At 60.1% G+C, this 15,165-nt stretch carries 12 protein-coding genes, 3 rRNA genes and 1 riboswitch; of the genes, 8 read left to right on the top strand and 7 right to left on the bottom strand.

The genetic code is table 11. From position 1 onward, the window contains the following. Nucleotides 1-84 precede the first annotated feature (84 nt). The 3 genes from PVT67_RS00250 to PVT67_RS00240 are packed head-to-tail and all read right to left on the bottom strand — an operon-like array spanning nt 85 to nt 1,803. Nucleotides 85-918 (bottom strand): PDZ domain-containing protein, encoded by an 834-nt coding sequence (locus PVT67_RS00250; RefSeq protein WP_301496594.1) that lies wholly within the window; start codon nt 916-918, stop codon nt 85-87. Next, nucleotides 915-1,259: a hypothetical protein gene (locus PVT67_RS00245; RefSeq protein WP_301496591.1), complete on the bottom strand. Its 345-nt coding sequence runs from the start codon at nt 1,257-1,259 to the stop codon at nt 915-917. The genes PVT67_RS00250 and PVT67_RS00245 overlap by 4 nt, the downstream gene beginning before the upstream one ends. Then, complete coding sequence (locus PVT67_RS00240; RefSeq protein WP_301496587.1) at nt 1,249-1,803, bottom strand: RNA polymerase sigma factor; 555 nt, start codon at nt 1,801-1,803, stop codon at nt 1,249-1,251. Before PVT67_RS00240 ends, PVT67_RS00245 begins: the two co-directional genes overlap by 11 nt. 136 nt (nt 1,804-1,939) lie before the next feature. Between PVT67_RS00240 and PVT67_RS00235 the strand changes: the two genes are divergently transcribed. After that, nucleotides 1,940-2,248, top strand: coding sequence for a hypothetical protein (locus PVT67_RS00235; protein WP_301496583.1), 309 nt, complete (start codon nt 1,940-1,942; stop codon nt 2,246-2,248). A gap of 155 nt (nt 2,249-2,403) precedes the next feature. Continuing rightward, the gene (locus PVT67_RS00230) at nt 2,404-2,892 is read left to right on the top strand and encodes a hypothetical protein (protein WP_301496578.1); all 489 of its coding nucleotides are present in this window, start codon (nt 2,404-2,406) and stop codon (nt 2,890-2,892) included. 635 nt (nt 2,893-3,527) lie between these two features. On the opposite strand, the gene rrf is transcribed toward PVT67_RS00230, so the two are convergent. The 3 genes from rrf to PVT67_RS00215 form a co-directional block, all read right to left on the bottom strand. After that, nucleotides 3,528-3,642, bottom strand: a 5S ribosomal RNA gene (rrf, locus tag PVT67_RS00225). Nucleotides 3,643-3,756: 114 nt separating this feature from the next. Further along, nucleotides 3,757-6,649 (bottom strand): 23S ribosomal RNA (locus PVT67_RS00220). Between the two features lie 331 nt (nt 6,650-6,980). Continuing rightward, nucleotides 6,981-8,516: ribosomal RNA gene (locus PVT67_RS00215) — 16S ribosomal RNA — on the bottom strand. The 16S, 23S and 5S rRNA genes sit together here, the layout of an rRNA operon. 488 nt (nt 8,517-9,004) lie before the next feature. Then, a riboswitch (TPP riboswitch) is annotated at nt 9,005-9,107 on the top strand. A 97-nt stretch (nt 9,108-9,204) separates the two neighbouring features. Here PVT67_RS00215 and thiC point away from each other — a divergent pair. The 6 genes from thiC to PVT67_RS00185 are packed head-to-tail and all read left to right on the top strand — an operon-like array spanning nt 9,205 to nt 14,440. Next, nucleotides 9,205-11,004, top strand: coding sequence for a phosphomethylpyrimidine synthase ThiC (gene thiC / locus PVT67_RS00210; protein ID WP_301496574.1), 1,800 nt, complete (start codon nt 9,205-9,207; stop codon nt 11,002-11,004). Then, entirely contained in the window at nt 10,988-11,944 is a 957-nt protein-coding gene (locus PVT67_RS00205) for an FAD-dependent oxidoreductase (protein ID WP_301496571.1), read from the top strand. Before thiC ends, PVT67_RS00205 begins: the two co-directional genes overlap by 17 nt. Continuing rightward, complete coding sequence (thiS, locus tag PVT67_RS00200; RefSeq protein WP_301496569.1) at nt 11,934-12,131, top strand: sulfur carrier protein ThiS; 198 nt, start codon at nt 11,934-11,936, stop codon at nt 12,129-12,131. Before PVT67_RS00205 ends, thiS begins: the two co-directional genes overlap by 11 nt. Continuing rightward, nucleotides 12,131-12,892 (top strand): thiazole synthase, encoded by a 762-nt coding sequence (locus PVT67_RS00195; protein ID WP_301496567.1) that lies wholly within the window; start codon nt 12,131-12,133, stop codon nt 12,890-12,892. Before thiS ends, PVT67_RS00195 begins: the two co-directional genes overlap by 1 nt. Before the next feature lie 8 nt (nt 12,893-12,900). After that, entirely contained in the window at nt 12,901-13,737 is an 837-nt protein-coding gene (thiE, locus tag PVT67_RS00190) for a thiamine phosphate synthase (RefSeq protein ID WP_301496564.1), read from the top strand. A 1-nt stretch (nt 13,738) separates the two neighbouring features. Then, nucleotides 13,739-14,440 carry a HesA/MoeB/ThiF family protein gene (locus PVT67_RS00185; RefSeq protein WP_301496562.1) on the top strand — a complete coding sequence of 234 codons (702 nt, stop codon included), beginning with the start codon at nt 13,739-13,741 and terminating at the stop codon, nt 14,438-14,440. Between the two features lie 312 nt (nt 14,441-14,752). On the opposite strand, the gene crcB is transcribed toward PVT67_RS00185, so the two are convergent. Next, nucleotides 14,753-15,145, bottom strand: coding sequence for a fluoride efflux transporter CrcB (gene crcB, locus PVT67_RS00180; protein WP_301496560.1), 393 nt, complete (start codon nt 15,143-15,145; stop codon nt 14,753-14,755). Nucleotides 15,146-15,165: the final 20 nt, after the last annotated feature.

Raw genomic sequence — 15,165 nt, 5'->3', positions numbered from 1 at the left:
AGGGCTGTTGGAAGAGCCCCTACCTTGCCCTTGGCGGCGCCAAAAGAAAAGTAAAAGGCGGCAAAACGCCGCCTTTCATTGATCTCAGTCGCAGGCCTTGGTGGCCACCTTCCACACCACCGGCTCCCAGTATTCGTCCCTGTAGGTCTTGAACCTTTTCTCGGGGATGAACTTGGCGGCCAGGTAATAGATGTTGTTGGCTTCCACATGGATCTTGATGTGCTTGGCCAGCTCCATGCCACCACCTCGGTAAGTCAGCCGGTAGTCGTTGATCAGCTCATGGATGGCGACGTCGTGGTCACCGGGGCTCAGCTTGAAAGAATCCTTGGTGCGCAGCACACCCTCACCGTCGATGGTATTGACGAAGGCCGGGTAGAGGTCATGGGCCTGGGGCGGGGTGAAGAACACCGAGATACGGCCGCACTGGCCTGTGGCCTTGGGTTCGCTCGCGGCGGTGTTGTCCTTGGGCTGGATCTCCAGGCGCCAGGCCGGCATCACCTGGAAATGCACCTTGCTGGAAAAGCTCAGCTTGTCCTTGCCCCTTTGCACCATGACGCTGAGCACGTCGCCGTCGTCCAGGTCGCTGAACTGGGCCAGCACTTCCTTGAGGTCACGGCGCTCGGTGAGCTTGCCGTTGATGGACAGCACCTGGTCGCCCTTCTGGATGCCCATCTTGGCGGCATCGGACGTAGGAGTGACGGCCATCACCTCGAAGCTCTTGTTGAGCACGGCGCCCCAGTCGTAGTAACGCCTGGCCGGTTCTTCGATGATCTTCGGCTTGAGGTTGTCCCCCTGCTCCGCCGCCATCACCGCCGCCCTGGCCCGCTCCCGGGCCAGCTGCTCGTCACCGTTGTTTGCCAGGGCCTGGGCCAGCGGCAGCATGGCTGCCAGGGCCAGTATCCAGATCGGTTTCTTCATTTCGACTCCCCGTGGCCTTGGGCCATCTCATCCATCAAAGCGTTGCGCTGCCGCCAGAGGGCAGCCAGCTGTTGGTCGTTGGCGTCATCCAGGTAGGCCTGCTGCAGCTGCCTGTCCTGGGCCAGCAATTCGTAAGGGGTAAAGAGGGGCGCGACGGGAGCGCCGGCCGGCCATTCCTGCACCAGCAGCAGGCCCAGCACGGCGGCGCTGCCCAGCCAGGGCCAAAGGTGGCGCCTGGGCCTGGCCACCTCGATACGGCGCCAGAGCTCGTCGTCCGGCGCCAGGGCCTGGGCCCTGAGCCTGGCGGTCAACTTGTCCTCGAAGCGCTTTTCAGCCTGCATCTTGCCAACCTCTTCGTTGAGCGGCCACGGCCAGCTTGGCCAGGGCCCGGCGGTAACGCTGGCGCACCGCCGCCTCTTTCATCTCCAGCATCGACGCCAGCTCCCTGTGCTCGAAGCCTTCCACCGAGTGGAGCCAGACCAGGGCCCGCTCCAACTGCGGTAACGTCATCAGCAAGGCCTCCAGGTCGTCCAGCCTAGCCAGGCCGTCGGCGCTGGCGTCCCAATCCGGCAGCAGCACCTCGTCGTCCAGGGCCAGGGTCGGCTTGTGCCCCCTCAGCCTGTCCATGGCCAGGTTCAGGGCCAATGTCTTGAGCCAGGGGCCGAAACGCGTCGCGTCCTTCAGTTCCTCCAGGTGGTCGAAGGCCTTGATGAAGGCGTCCTGCACCAGGTCACGGGCGTCGTCGGGATTGAGGGCCACCGCCAGGGCCAATTGCATCACGGGGCTGTAGAAAGCCTCATAGAGCCGCCGCTGCGCCATCCTCTTGCCCTTGGCGGCAAGGAGGACCGTCTGGCTGTCGATGTTCAGGGCGAAAGCTGAGGCCACCTTGGCTCCTTGCTGTTTTGTATTAAGACGGGAAAGTCAGTAAAACTGTGACAAGAAAATCCGTGGGCCGCTCGGCGGACGGCGAAGAATGTGATCGCCAAGACGGCCCAGGTTCAGCAACAGCCCAGGAGATGCCATGGAAGCCACCCTCACTTATCTATACCACCATCCCTGGCTGATGGTGGGGCTGATCAGCCTCACCAGCGTCGGCCTGGCCCTGACCCTGATGGCCTGGCTGGCCCTGATGACCACAGCCCTCGGCCGCCGCCAGTGGCTCTGGGGCCTGGGCGTGCTGCTGCTCTATATCCCCGTCGCCCCCGCCTTCGCCCTGCGCTACCCCAAGCTCAACCCCTGGGCCAACAGGCTCTGCTGGTACGGGCTGCTGCTGATGGTGCCTGTGCTGGTGTTGCAGTGCCTGCTGTTGCTTAAAAGCAGGGGCGCGTAGCAGATAAGGGGAGTCAGGCGCCACTATTTGCCGGCTCTCCAACCAAGATCGCAGTTTTCGCAGCAAAGGGGAGCTATGGACTTCGGCCGGGCCCTGCCGGACTAAACTTGATCAGCCCCAGAAGGGGCATGGATCGGTAAGTAAAAGGAGTTCCCATGACCAGCAAGCACGAAAACAGCCTCACCTTGGACGCCGCCGACTTTCAGGTGGTGAACTATGTCCCCGACTCCCTGGTGATCACCGAAGGCCAGCCCTCGGACCAACCCGCCTCCATCACCCACAAGGCTCCCAAGTGGCTGCTGTCCATCAACTGCGGCCGCAAGAACAGCAGCCAGGTCGCCTCCCAGTGGGTGCAGGCGACGGGCGGCGCCGACAACAGCTACGCCCCCGACGGCGGCGCCAACCCGCCCCCCAAGGAGCTGAACTTCTACTACGCCGTGGACATCACCACCTACGGCGGTAACAAGACCCGCCTCTACCTGGGCCAAGGCCATTATTCCACCACCAACAATTGGTGGCTGGGTGGCGTCGACGTGGTCGCCATCGACAACAAGGCCGTGCTGGCCATCGGCAGCGGCGCCAGCCGCGAAAGCTTCGACCTCAGCGGCAACCACGATTACTTCATCTTTAAGAAAAGGCGTTAGGGCCGGGTAACCCGACGACCCCAGGTGCGGCTTAGGCCGCACCTTTCTTGTATCTGAGATCGGCAATGCAGCGGTTATAGGCCTACCTCTGCACCTAGCTTCTTGCATGAAGGCAGTGAAGATGGGCGAAGCTCGAAGCCAAGGCGCTGCCTTGGTGCAGCTGAGCGCGAGCACAGAGGATGTGCGAGCCGGGTGTCTCGCCAGGGATGGTTTCCAAGGGGGGACGCGTTAATGGGAACAAACCCCAAAGCCAAAGCCACTGATGAAGCCAGGCGGTGGCCAGCTCAGGGGCAAGCCCTTCGCGCTACCAGCCTGAGCCAGTGCCACCGGCACTGCCTCTCGCTGCGCGACCGGCTTTGCGCCCTCCTCTCACATGGTATTGAAGCGGCCGTTGGCCGCGCTGTTGATGTCACCATGTGAGCTTGTCGAAGCTGCATCACAGGGCGACCAAATCGTCGGGAACGATTTGGAACATCGGCGCTTGCGACGATGGCCCGTAGGGCGAGCGCCAGGGATGGCGCGCGTCATGCCACACCGCGCTAGCGGCGGTGGCCGTGATGTGAGAGGTGGGCGCCGTCAGGCGCTATAAACGAAAAAACCCCAGCCATTAGGCTGGGGTTCTTCGTTTATTAGGTGCCTGGCGGTGACCTACTCTCACATGGCGAATGCCACACTACCATCGGCGCGGCTGCGTTTCACTTCTGAGTTCGGAATGGGTTCAGGTGGTTCCACAGCGCTATTGCCGCCAGGCGAATTCATTTAAGTCCGCCCTTGCGGGCCAACTTATTCAATTCGGATTAGCTGATAACAATGCTTTGAGTTTCTCGCCTTCTTTGGCGTCCTACAAAACCCTTTGGGTGTTGTATGGTTAAGCCGCACGGGCAATTAGTACTGGTTAGCTCAACGTATCACTACGCTTACACACCCAGCCTATCAACGTCGTAGTCTTCAACGACCCTTTAGGAGACTCGAAGTCTCAGGGATGACTCATCTCAGGGCTCGCTTCCCGCTTAGATGCTTTCAGCGGTTATCGATTCCGAACTTAGCTACCGGGCAGTGCCACTGGCGTGACAACCCGAACACCAGAGGTTCGTTCACTCCGGTCCTCTCGTACTAGGAGCAACTCCCTTCAATCATCCAACGCCCACGGCAGATAGGGACCGAACTGTCTCACGACGTTCTGAACCCAGCTCGCGTACCACTTTAAATGGCGAACAGCCATACCCTTGGGACCGACTTCAGCCCCAGGATGTGATGAGCCGACATCGAGGTGCCAAACACCGCCGTCGATATGAACTCTTGGGCGGTATCAGCCTGTTATCCCCGGAGTACCTTTTATCCGTTGAGCGATGGCCCTTCCATTCAGAACCACCGGATCACTATGACCTACTTTCGTACCTGCTCGACGTGTCAGTCTCGCAGTTAAGCTGGCTTATGCCATTGCACTAACCTCCTGATGTCCGACCAGGATTAGCCAACCTTCGTGCTCCTCCGTTACTCTTTGGGAGGAGACCGCCCCAGTCAAACTACCCACCAGACACTGTCCTCAACCCGGATAACGGGTCTAAGTTAGAACATCAAACATACCAGGGTGGTATTTCAAGGTTGGCTCCACCAGAACTGGCGTCCTGGTTTCATAGCCTCCCACCTATCCTACACAAGTAGGCTCAATGTTCAGTGTCAAGCTGTAGTAAAGGTTCACGGGGTCTTTCCGTCTAGCCGCGGGTACACTGCATCTTCACAGCGAATTCAATTTCACTGAGTCTCGGGTGGAGACAGCGTGGCCATGGTTACACCATTCGTGCAGGTCGGAACTTACCCGACAAGGAATTTCGCTACCTTAGGACCGTTATAGTTACGGCCGCCGTTTACCGGGGCTTCGATCAAGAGCTTCACCTTACGGCTAACCCCATCAATTAACCTTCCGGCACCGGGCAGGTGTCACACCGTATACGTCCTCTTTCGAGTTTGCACAGTGCTGTGTTTTTGATAAACAGTCCCAGCCACCTGGTCACTGCGACTCTCGTCTGCTTACGGAGCAAGTCCTTCACAAACAAGAGCGTACCTTCTCCCGAAGTTACGGTACTATTTTGCCTAGTTCCTTCACCCGAGTTCTCTCAAGCGCCTTGGTATTCTCTACCTGACCACCAGTGTTGGTTTGGGGTACGGTTCCTATGCAACTGAAGCTTAGAGGCTTTTCCTGGAAGCGTGGCATCAACAGCTTCGTCACCGTAGTGACTCGTCTCGTGTCTCGACTTATAGGGACCCGGATTTGCCTAAGTCCCCAGCCTACGCACTTTCACATGGACAACCAACGCCATGCCTGCCTAGCCTTCTCCGTCCCCCATCGCATTGCATAGAAGTACAGAAATATTAATCTGTTTCCCATCGACTACGGCTTTCGCCCTCGCCTTAGGAGCCGACTCACCCTGCCCCGATTAACGTTGGACAGGAACCCTTGGTCTTCCGGCGAGCGGGTTTTTCACCCGCTTTAACGTTACTCATGTCAGCATTCGCACTTCTGATACCTCCAGCATGCCTCCCGACACACCTTCACAGGCTTACAGAACGCTCCTCTACCGCTCACACAGTGTGTGAACCCGTAGCTTCGGTGCATAGCTTAGCCCCGTTACATCTTCCGCGCAGACCGACTCGACTAGTGAGCTATTACGCTTTCTTTAAAGGGTGGCTGCTTCTAAGCCAACCTCCTAGCTGTCTAAGCCTTTCCACATCGTTTCCCACTTAGCTATGACTTTGGGACCTTAGCTGACGGTCTGGGTTGTTTCCCTTTTGACGACGGACGTTAGCACCCGCCGTCTGTCTCCCGGATAGTACTCTTGGGTATTCGGAGTTTGCATGGGTTTGGTAAGTCGGGATGACCCCCTAGCCCAAACAGTGCTCTACCCCCCAAGGTATTCGTCCGAGGCGCTACCTAAATAGCTTTCGAGGAGAACCAGCTATCTCCCGGTTTGATTGGCCTTTCACCCCTAATCACAGGTCATCCCCTACTTTTGCAACAGTAGTGGGTTCGGTCCTCCAGTACCTGTTACGGCACCTTCAACCTGCCCATGACTAGATCACCGGGTTTCGGGTCTATACCTTGCGACTGGACGCCCAGTTAAGACTCGGTTTCCCTACGGCTCCCCTATTCGGTTAACCTCGCCACAAAATATAAGTCGCTGACCCATTATACAAAAGGTACGCAGTCACCCCGAAGGGCTCCTACTGCTTGTACGTACAGGGTTTCAGGTTCTATTTCACTCCCCTCGCCGGGGTTCTTTTCGCCTTTCCCTCACGGTACTGGTTCACTATCGGTCAGTTGGGAGTATTTAGCCTTGGAGGATGGTCCCCCCATATTCAGTCAAGATACCACGTGTCCCGACCTACTCATCGTATGCAACAATACCTGGCATTTCATGTACGGGACTATCACCCTGTGTCGTCGGCCTTTCCATACCGTTCCACTATACCAAGCACTGATAAACACACTGGGCTCTTTCCCGTTCGCTCGCCGCTACTGAGGAAATCTCGTTTGATTTCTTTTCCTCGGGGTACTTAGATGTTTCAGTTCTCCCGGTTCGCCTCATTACGCTATGTATTCACGTAATGATACTTGCTTATGCAAGTGGGTTTCCCCATTCGGAAATCATTGGCTCAAGCGGTTCTTATCACCTCACCAATGCTTATCGCAGATTAGCACGTCCTTCATCGCCTCCAACTGCCTAGGCATCCACCCTGTACGCTTAGTCACTTAACCATACAACCCCGAAGGGTTTCGCTTGGTCTTTCGTTTTCATGCGGCCTTGTCTTCCTCGCTCAGGCGGTCATGTACCGAAGTACACTTCCTTCTTCGCTCGTCGACGGCGTTGCCTGAAATCGAAATCCCGGCGCGAACATATTTCCCGTTAATGGAAATATCCGTATGTGACTAACACCTGGTTTTCGCCGGACGCTCAAAGTAAATTGAGAATCTCGTTTAAATTGCAGTGTTATCAGCTTTCCGAATTGTTAAAGAACAAGAAAGCCTGCTCGAGAGCAGGCTTTCCAAGTAATCTGTGTGGACACTGCGCAGCGGCAGTCTCTTTTAGTAAGGAGGTGATCCAGCCGCAGGTTCCCCTACGGCTACCTTGTTACGACTTCACCCCAGTCATGAACCACACCGTGGTAAACGCCCTCCCGAAGGTTAAGCTATCTACTTCTGGTGCAGCCCACTCCCATGGTGTGACGGGCGGTGTGTACAAGGCCCGGGAACGTATTCACCGCAGCATTCTGATCTGCGATTACTAGCGATTCCGACTTCACGGAGTCGAGTTGCAGACTCCGATCCGGACTACGACGCGCTTTATGAGATCCGCTCACTGTCGCCAGCTTGCATCCCTCTGTACGCGCCATTGTAGCACGTGTGTAGCCCTACTCGTAAGGGCCATGATGACTTGACGTCGTCCCCACCTTCCTCCGGTTTATCACCGGCAGTCTCCTTTGAGTTCCCGCCATTACGCGCTGGCAACAAAGGACAAGGGTTGCGCTCGTTGCGGGACTTAACCCAACATTTCACAACACGAGCTGACGACAGCCATGCAGCACCTGTCTCAGAGTTCCCGAAGGCACCAATCCATCTCTGGAAAGTTCTCTGGATGTCAAGAGTAGGTAAGGTTCTTCGCGTTGCATCGAATTAAACCACATGCTCCACCGCTTGTGCGGGCCCCCGTCAATTCATTTGAGTTTTAACCTTGCGGCCGTACTCCCCAGGCGGTCAACTTAACGCGTTAGCTCCGGAGTCCACGTTTCAAGAACACAAACTCCAAGTTGACATCGTTTACGGCGTGGACTACCAGGGTATCTAATCCTGTTTGCTCCCCACGCTTTCGCACCTGAGCGTCAGTCTTTGGCCAGGGGGTCGCCTTCGCCACTGATGTTCCTTCCGATCTCTACGCATTTCACCGCTACACCGGAAATTCCACCCCCCTCTCCAAGACTCTAGTTAGCCAGTCTTAAATGCAATTCCCAGGTTAAGCCCGGGGCTTTCACATCTAACTTAACTAACCGCCTGCGTGCGCTTTACGCCCAGTAATTCCGATTAACGCTTGCACCCTCCGTATTACCGCGGCTGCTGGCACGGAGTTAGCCGGTGCTTCTTCTGCGAGTAACGTCACAGGAACCAGGTATTAACTAGCCCCCTTTCCTCCTCGCTGAAAGTGCTTTACAACCCGAAGGCCTTCTTCACACACGCGGCATGGCTGGATCAGGCTTGCGCCCATTGTCCAATATTCCCCACTGCTGCCTCCCGTAGGAGTCTGGGCCGTGTCTCAGTCCCAGTGTGGCTGATCATCCTCTCAGACCAGCTAGGGATCGTCGCCTTGGTGAGCCGTTACCTCACCAACTAGCTAATCCCACGTAGGCGCATCCGATAGCAAGAGGCCCGAAGGTCCCCCTCTTTGGTCCGTAGACATCATGCGGTATTAGCCATCGTTTCCAATGGTTATCCCCCACTATCGGGCAGCTCCCTACGCATTACTCACCCGTCCGCCGCTCTCAAGGGAAGCAGGCTCCCTCTACCGCTCGACTTGCATGTGTTAAGCCTGCCGCCAGCGTTCAATCTGAGCCATGATCAAACTCTTCAATTAAAAGCGTTTGATGCTCAATGAATTGCTGAAGTGTTGAACACTCAACTTCATCGAGTAAATCTCAATATTTCGAGAACTTACCCTCTGCGAGTGCCCACACAGATTACTTGGATTCTATTGTTAAAGAGCGTCGCTCTGCTCGAGCGAGGAGGCGCATTCTACCGCCTCCATATTCAGTGTCAAGCCCTTTCGCTTCACACCCAAACTTCCGATTTCAAGGCTTTCGACTCAATCTCCGAAGCGGACCGCCATTCTACTCGCTTATCTCTTCCGGTCAAGGGCCTTTTTGACCCGGCTTCACAGCCTTCCCTTCAGCGCTTTCCCTTGGCGACGGAGCGGCATTATAGGGATCGCAGCGGCGCCCGCAAGGGATTTTGGCAGAAAAATGCGAATACCGGCTTTCACACACCTAACGCACCAGTTAGGCACAACTTATCCACAAAAACATGGCCCTTTACAGGATGGATGCTTTGCGTTTAGCCTAAAAATCGTTCTTGTCGGAGTGCCTTAGGGCTGAGATCACGCCATAGCGTGGGATCCGTGGAACCTGATCGGGGTAATGCCTGCGCAGGGAACAAGTGAGACCTTACAATCTGAAACCGTCTCCCGGATGGGGCGCCTACTGGCGCCTCTCTCACCGTGCACATCGGCCAGCAACGTTTTTGGTGTTTCGAAAACGAGGTTAGCCATGTCTACATCTTCATCCTTACTCCAGGGCCAAGTCAGCCCTGAAATGGCCCAGCCCCTGCCGGGCTCCCATAAGGCCTACCTGGCCGGCAGCAGGGCCGACATCCAGGTCCCGGTGCGCCATGTGCTGGCCAGCAACGGCAGCGGCCAACTGCTGGCCAGCCTTTACGACAGCTCGGGGCCCTTCACCGACGCAGAGATCCAGGTGGATATCGCCAAGGGCCTGCCCGCCCTGAGGGCGGCTTGGATAGCGGAACGGGGCGACAGCGAGCAGCTGGCCGGCCTGAGTTCCAACTTTGCCCGGCAGATGGCCGAGGAAGAAAGCACCATGCCCCGCTTCCAGCGGACCCAGGCACCACTCAAGGCCAAGGCCGGCAAACGGGTCACCCAACTGCACTACGCCAGGGCCGGCATCATCACCCCCGAGATGGAATACATCGCCATCAGGGAGAACATCGGTCTGGCCGAAGACGAGGCCTGCCACCCGGGCCAGGACTTCGGCGCTACCATCCCAGCCGCCATCAGCCCTGAGTTCGTACGCCGGGAAGTGGCAGAGGGGCGGGCCATCATCCCCGCCAACATCAACCACCCCGAAGCCGAGCCTATGATCATCGGCCGCAACTTCCGGGTGAAGGTCAACGCCAACATCGGCAACTCGTCGGTGTCCAGCGGCGTGGAAGAGGAAGTGGAGAAGCTGATCTGGGCCAGCCGCTGGGGCGCCGATACGGTTATGGATCTCTCCACCGGCCGCAACATCCACCATATCCGCGAATGGATAGTGCGCAACTCGCCGGTGCCCATAGGCACGGTACCCATCTACCAGGCCCTGGAGAAGGTCAAAGGCATAGCGGAGAACCTGACCTGGGACGTATTCCGCGACACCCTGATCGAGCAGGCCGAGCAGGGGGTGGACTACTTCACCATCCACGCCGGCGTCCGGCTGCCTTTCGTGCCCCTGACGGTGGACAGGGTCACCGGCATCGTCTCCCGCGGCGGCGCCATCATGGCCAAGTGGTGCCTGGCCCATCACGAGGAGAACTTCCTCTATACCCACTTCCGGGAGATCTGCGAGATCTGCGCCGCCTACGACGTGTCCCTGTCCCTGGGTGACGGCCTGAGGCCAGGCTCCATCGCCGATGCCAACGACGAGGCCCAATTCGCCGAGCTGCGCACCCTCGGGGAGCTGACCAAGATCGCCTGGGAATATGATGTGCAGGTGATGATAGAAGGCCCAGGCCATGTGCCCATGCAGCTCATCAAAGAGAACATGGACATGCAGCTTAAGCATTGCCATGAGGCGCCCTTCTATACCCTGGGCCCCCTGACCACCGACATAGCCCCCGGTTACGACCACATCACCTCGGGCATAGGGGCGGCGCTCATCGGCTGGTATGGCTGCGCCATGCTCTGCTACGTCACCCCCAAGGAGCACCTGGGCCTGCCCGACAAGGAAGACGTGAAGGAAGGCCTCATCGCCTACCGCATCGCCGCCCATGCCGCGGATCTCGCCAAGGGTCACCCGGCGGCTCAGGCCTGGGACAACGCCCTGTCCCGGGCCCGCTTCGAATTCCGCTGGGAAGACCAGTTCAACCTGGGGCTGGATCCGGTGAGGGCCCGGGAATACCACGACGAGACCATTCCCAGCCCAGCCGGCAAGGTAGCCCACTTCTGTTCCATGTGCGGACCCAAGTTCTGCTCCATGAAGCTGAGCCAGGAACTGTCGGCCGACAAGGAAGGCTTCAGGGCCCAGGCGGAACGCTTCAAGGCACAGGGAGCACAGCTCTATGTCAGCCAGGATTGACGTCCAGGTCCGCGGCTTCGGGCTGATGGGGCGCCTGCTGTGCTGGCGCCTCAAACAGGCCGGACTCAGGGTGGCCTGGACGGATCCCCACCCCCAGCAGGCGGCCGCCCATGTGCCCCCCGCCATGCTGGCCCCCCTGGCCGAGGCGGTGCACAGCGGCGAGGCCCTCTACCGGATGGGCCTCGATGCCCTGCCCCTCTGGCAGGCCTGGTTGGCCGAGCTGGGTGATATCCAGCACGGCTTCGACGGCACCCTGGTGCTGAGCCACGCCCAGGATCAGGGGCTGATGCGGGAATTCGAACAGCGCCTGCCTGCAGGCGGCGCCAGGCCCTGCCAGGCCGCCGAGCTGGAGCCGGCCCTGGCCGGCCGCTTTGGCCGGGGGCTCTGGCTGGCCGGCGAGGGCTACCTGGACAACGGCGCCCTGATGAACCGCCTGGCCGAACTGGCGGCAGAGGACCAAGGGGAAAGGGAGGCCCCCATACAGGTGGATTGCACCGGTGCCGGCGCCCCCCTGCCTGGCCTACGCGCCGTGCGCGGCGAGGTGGCGAGGCTCCACGCCCCTGAGGTCAAACTCAGCCGGCCGGTACGGCTGCTGCACCCCCGCTACCCCCTTTATATAGTGCCGAGGCCCAAGGGCCAGTTCGTGGTGGGAGCGACCCAGTTGGAAACCGATGACCGGAGCCCGGTGTCGGTGCAGTCGGCCCTGGAGCTGCTGTCCGCCGCCCACAGCCTGCATCCCGCCTTTGCCGAAGCCCGCATCGAGGCCTTGCAGGTGGGGCTGCGCCCGGCCTTCGCCGACAACCAGCCCCGGCTGGACTGGCGGGGCCGGCAGCTGTCCATCAACGGTCTATACCGCCATGGCTTCATGGTGGGGCCCGTCATCGCCGAACGGGCGGTGCAGGAGATAGTGGCCAGGTTGGGAGGCGTGCATGGACATTGAGATCAACGGCAAGCAACGGACACTGGCCGCCGGAACCTCGCTGCAGGCGGCCCTGGATGAGATCCAGGCCAGGCCGCCCTTTGCGGTCGCCGTCAACGGCCGCTTTGTGCCGCGGAGCCAGTACGACGCCACTCCCCTAAAGGAAGGGGACAGCATCGAAGTGCTGTCTCCCATGGAGGGCGGTTGATGCGCCTCTACGACACCGACCTTCCCAGCCGATTCTGGCTGGGTACCGCCGGCTATCCGTCCCCACAGGCCCTGCTGGACTGCATCTGCGGCGCCCGGCCTGGCCTTATCACCTGCTCGTTGCGCCGCCAGGGCCAGGGGGGAGAGGGCTTCTGGCATCTGCTCAAAGAAGCGCAGGTGCCGCTGCTGCCCAACACCGCCGGCTGCCGCACCGTGGACGAAGCCGTCAACCTGGCCTGGATGGCCAGGGAACTGTTCGACACCCCTTGGCTGAAGCTGGAGATCACCGGCGATGACTACAACCTGCAACCCAACCCCTTCGCCCTGGTGGACGCCTGCCGGGAGCTGAGCCGCGAGGGCTTCCAGATCTTCCCCTACTGCACCACTGACCTGGTGCTGTGCCGCAAACTGCTGGACACCGGCGCCCAGGTGCTGATGCCCTGGGGGGCCCCCATAGGCTCAGGCCAGGGGCTATGCGACCTCAACGGCCTGCGCACCCTGCGCCAGCGGCTGCCCGCCGTGCCTATGGTGGTGGACGCCGGCATAGGCCGCCCTTCCCATGCCTGCCAGGCCATGGAGCTGGGCTTTGACGCCGTGCTGGCCAACACCGCCGTGGCCCAGGCCGCCGATCCCCTGGCCATGGCCAAGGCCATGGCCCAGGCCGTGGAGGCCGGGCGCCAGGGCTACCTGGCCGGCCCCATCAACCCCAGGGATCTGGCTCAGGCCAGCACACCTGTGGTGGGCACCCCCTTTTGGCACTAGGAGGCACCATGACGGCGACCTGCACAACACCGGCAACAGCCGGCTTGAGGCTGGGGGCCAAGCAGGACCAGCTGCTGCTGGCCGGCAAGTCCTTGCTGCTGGCCCATGGCCAGGAACAGCTCCCGGCCCAGCCGCAAAGCCTCGACGCCTGGATAGCCCTACGTGCCCGGCGCTGGCCGGCAAGGCAGAGGGAGGACCTTCCCAGGCTGTTGGGGGAGACCCCGTCCAGGCCCTTCGGGCGCTGCCCACAGCAACTGGGCTTCTACCCCGTGGTACCGGATGCCGACTGGGTCAAGCGGCTGCTGGATCTGGGGGTCAAGACCATACAACTGCGCCTCAAGAGCGATGACAGGGTCCAGGTAGACAGGGCGGTGCGGGACGCCGTGGTGGCCGGGGAGGCCCACGGCGCCCGGCTCTTCATCAACGACCATTGGCAGGCGGCCCTGCATGCCGGTGCCTATGGTGTCCACCTGGGCCAGGAAGATCTGCACGGCACCGATCTCGAAAGGCTGAGCCTGTCCGGCATCCGCCTCGGCATCAGCAACCACGGCGACTTCGAACTGGTCAGGGCCCTGGCACTGCGCCCCTCCTATATTGCCTTCGGCGCCATCTTCGCCACCCCCACTAAACAGATGCCGACGGCACCCCAGGGGCTGAGGCGGCTGCGCCATTTCTGCCGCCTGCTGGACGGCCTGCCGACGGTGGCCATAGGCGGTATCGACCTCGGCAACGCCGAGGCGGTGCTGGCCCAGGGGCCCGGCAGCCTGGCTGTGGTGCGGGCCGTCACCGAGAGCAGCAACCTCAAGGCCGAGGTTGGGCGCTGGCTGGCACTCTGTGGAAGTTGAGATGCGCCACAGCCGCCAGACCCTGCTTTGGGGAAGCGAAGGCCAGCAAAAGTTGGCCAGCGCCAGGGTGGCCATAGTGGGGCTGGGGGGCCTGGGGTGCCCAGCAGCCCTCTATCTGGCCGCGGCCGGCGTCGGCACTCTGCGCCTGATCGACGCCGACCAGGTGGAGCTCAGCAACCTGCACCGCCAGGTACTCTACCGCAGCCAGCACCTGGGCAGGCCCAAAGCAGAGATGGCCAGGCGCCAGCTCCAGGCCCTGGACCCGCAGTGCCAGGTGGAAGAAGAAGCTCAGTTCCTCGATGAAGGGAACGTCGACAGGCTGCTCAAGGGGGTCGACCTGGTGCTGGACTGCGTCGACGGCCTGGCCACCAAGCTGCTGCTGAACCGCTTCTGCGTCACCAAGGGCATTCCCCTGGTGACGGCCAGCGCCAACCGCTGGCAGTGCCGGGTGCAACTGGTGGATGGCGGCCCTTGCCTGGCCTGCCTTCATGGCGCCGAAGCCAGGGCCAACGGGAGCTGTGACAGCCTGGGGGTGGCCGGCCCCTTGCTGGGCATGGCCGGCAGTTTCCAGGCCTTGCTGGCCCAGCGCCGCTTGGTGGGGCTGGCGCCTGCTGCCGATCAGTTGCACCTTTTCGACGGGGAAAGCCTGGCCTGGCGGCAGTGGCAGCTGCAGCCGGACCCCGACTGCCCCCACTGCCAGTAAAAAACCACCTTCTTAGAAGGTGGCTTTGCAAAAAGGCCCCCTAGAAGGGGGCTTTCGTATTTATGAGATCTTCTAGGACTTTGATTGCTGCTGCACTCATCAACAGGTCTTGCCAGACCCTGCCTCTCTTAGCTGGAGCCCTCGTATTACCTCGGTTAAAAGACAACTTCGTCTTCTTACGAGACAGAGAGAAAAAGTTACATGGTGTCTAGCGACGGCTCTCTACGGGCATAGCCCCGACTTGATGATCACCACCTCCATAGGAGGTGGTTTAACGCTGAAAACAAAAAGGCCGCTGAATGCGGCCTTTCTTCATTGAATGGCGTACCCCAGGGTCTGCCGGACTAGCGCCATGCCGCCCAGGGCCAGGAGTATGGTCAAGGTGAGGTTGAGGAAGATGTTGAGCCCGGCCTTGAAGAAGTCCCCTTGCTGCAGCAAGAGCACGTTATCCATGGCGAAGGAGGAGAAGGTAGTCAGGGCCCCCAGGAAACCCAGGCCAACCAGCTGTCGCCAGGGATGGGCCTCGATATGGCCTGTGAATACCAGCCCCATCAGTATCCCCATCATGAAGGAGCCTAGGGTATTGACCACCAGGGTGCCGAAGGGAAAACCCCGGCCCAGCAGCCAGATACAGAGCTCGTTGATCCCAAACCGCAGCATGGCCCCAAAGGCCCCGCCAAAGGCGACAAACAAAAGCCCCTGCATTCTTGTTCTCTCACCAAAAT

Source organism: Gallaecimonas kandeliae, assembly GCF_030450055.1.
Lineage (GTDB): Bacteria > Pseudomonadota > Gammaproteobacteria > Enterobacterales > Gallaecimonadaceae > Gallaecimonas > Gallaecimonas kandeliae.
The sequence above is the reverse complement of the archived record's forward strand: the minus strand, read 5'-3'. Positions and strand labels throughout refer to the sequence as shown.

What these genes read in the sequence shown, in the direction of transcription:
- PVT67_RS00250 (WP_301496594.1), bottom strand. Translation starts at nt 918, where the DNA reads ATGAAGAAACCGATCTGGATACTGGCCCTGGCAGCCATGCTGCCGCTG.
- PVT67_RS00245 (WP_301496591.1), bottom strand. Translation starts at nt 1,259, where the DNA reads ATGCAGGCTGAAAAGCGCTTCGAGGACAAGTTGACCGCCAGGCTCAGG.
- PVT67_RS00235 (WP_301496583.1), top strand. Translation starts at nt 1,940, where the DNA reads ATGGAAGCCACCCTCACTTATCTATACCACCATCCCTGGCTGATGGTG.
- PVT67_RS00230 (WP_301496578.1), top strand. Translation starts at nt 2,404, where the DNA reads ATGACCAGCAAGCACGAAAACAGCCTCACCTTGGACGCCGCCGACTTT.
- thiC (WP_301496574.1), top strand. Translation starts at nt 9,205, where the DNA reads ATGTCTACATCTTCATCCTTACTCCAGGGCCAAGTCAGCCCTGAAATG.
- PVT67_RS00205 (WP_301496571.1), top strand. Translation starts at nt 10,988, where the DNA reads ATGTCAGCCAGGATTGACGTCCAGGTCCGCGGCTTCGGGCTGATGGGG.
- thiS (WP_301496569.1), top strand. Translation starts at nt 11,934, where the DNA reads ATGGACATTGAGATCAACGGCAAGCAACGGACACTGGCCGCCGGAACC.
- PVT67_RS00195 (WP_301496567.1), top strand. Translation starts at nt 12,131, where the DNA reads ATGCGCCTCTACGACACCGACCTTCCCAGCCGATTCTGGCTGGGTACC.
- thiE (WP_301496564.1), top strand. Translation starts at nt 12,901, where the DNA reads ATGACGGCGACCTGCACAACACCGGCAACAGCCGGCTTGAGGCTGGGG.
- PVT67_RS00185 (WP_301496562.1), top strand. Translation starts at nt 13,739, where the DNA reads ATGCGCCACAGCCGCCAGACCCTGCTTTGGGGAAGCGAAGGCCAGCAA.
- crcB (WP_301496560.1), bottom strand. Translation starts at nt 15,145, where the DNA reads ATGCAGGGGCTTTTGTTTGTCGCCTTTGGCGGGGCCTTTGGGGCCATG.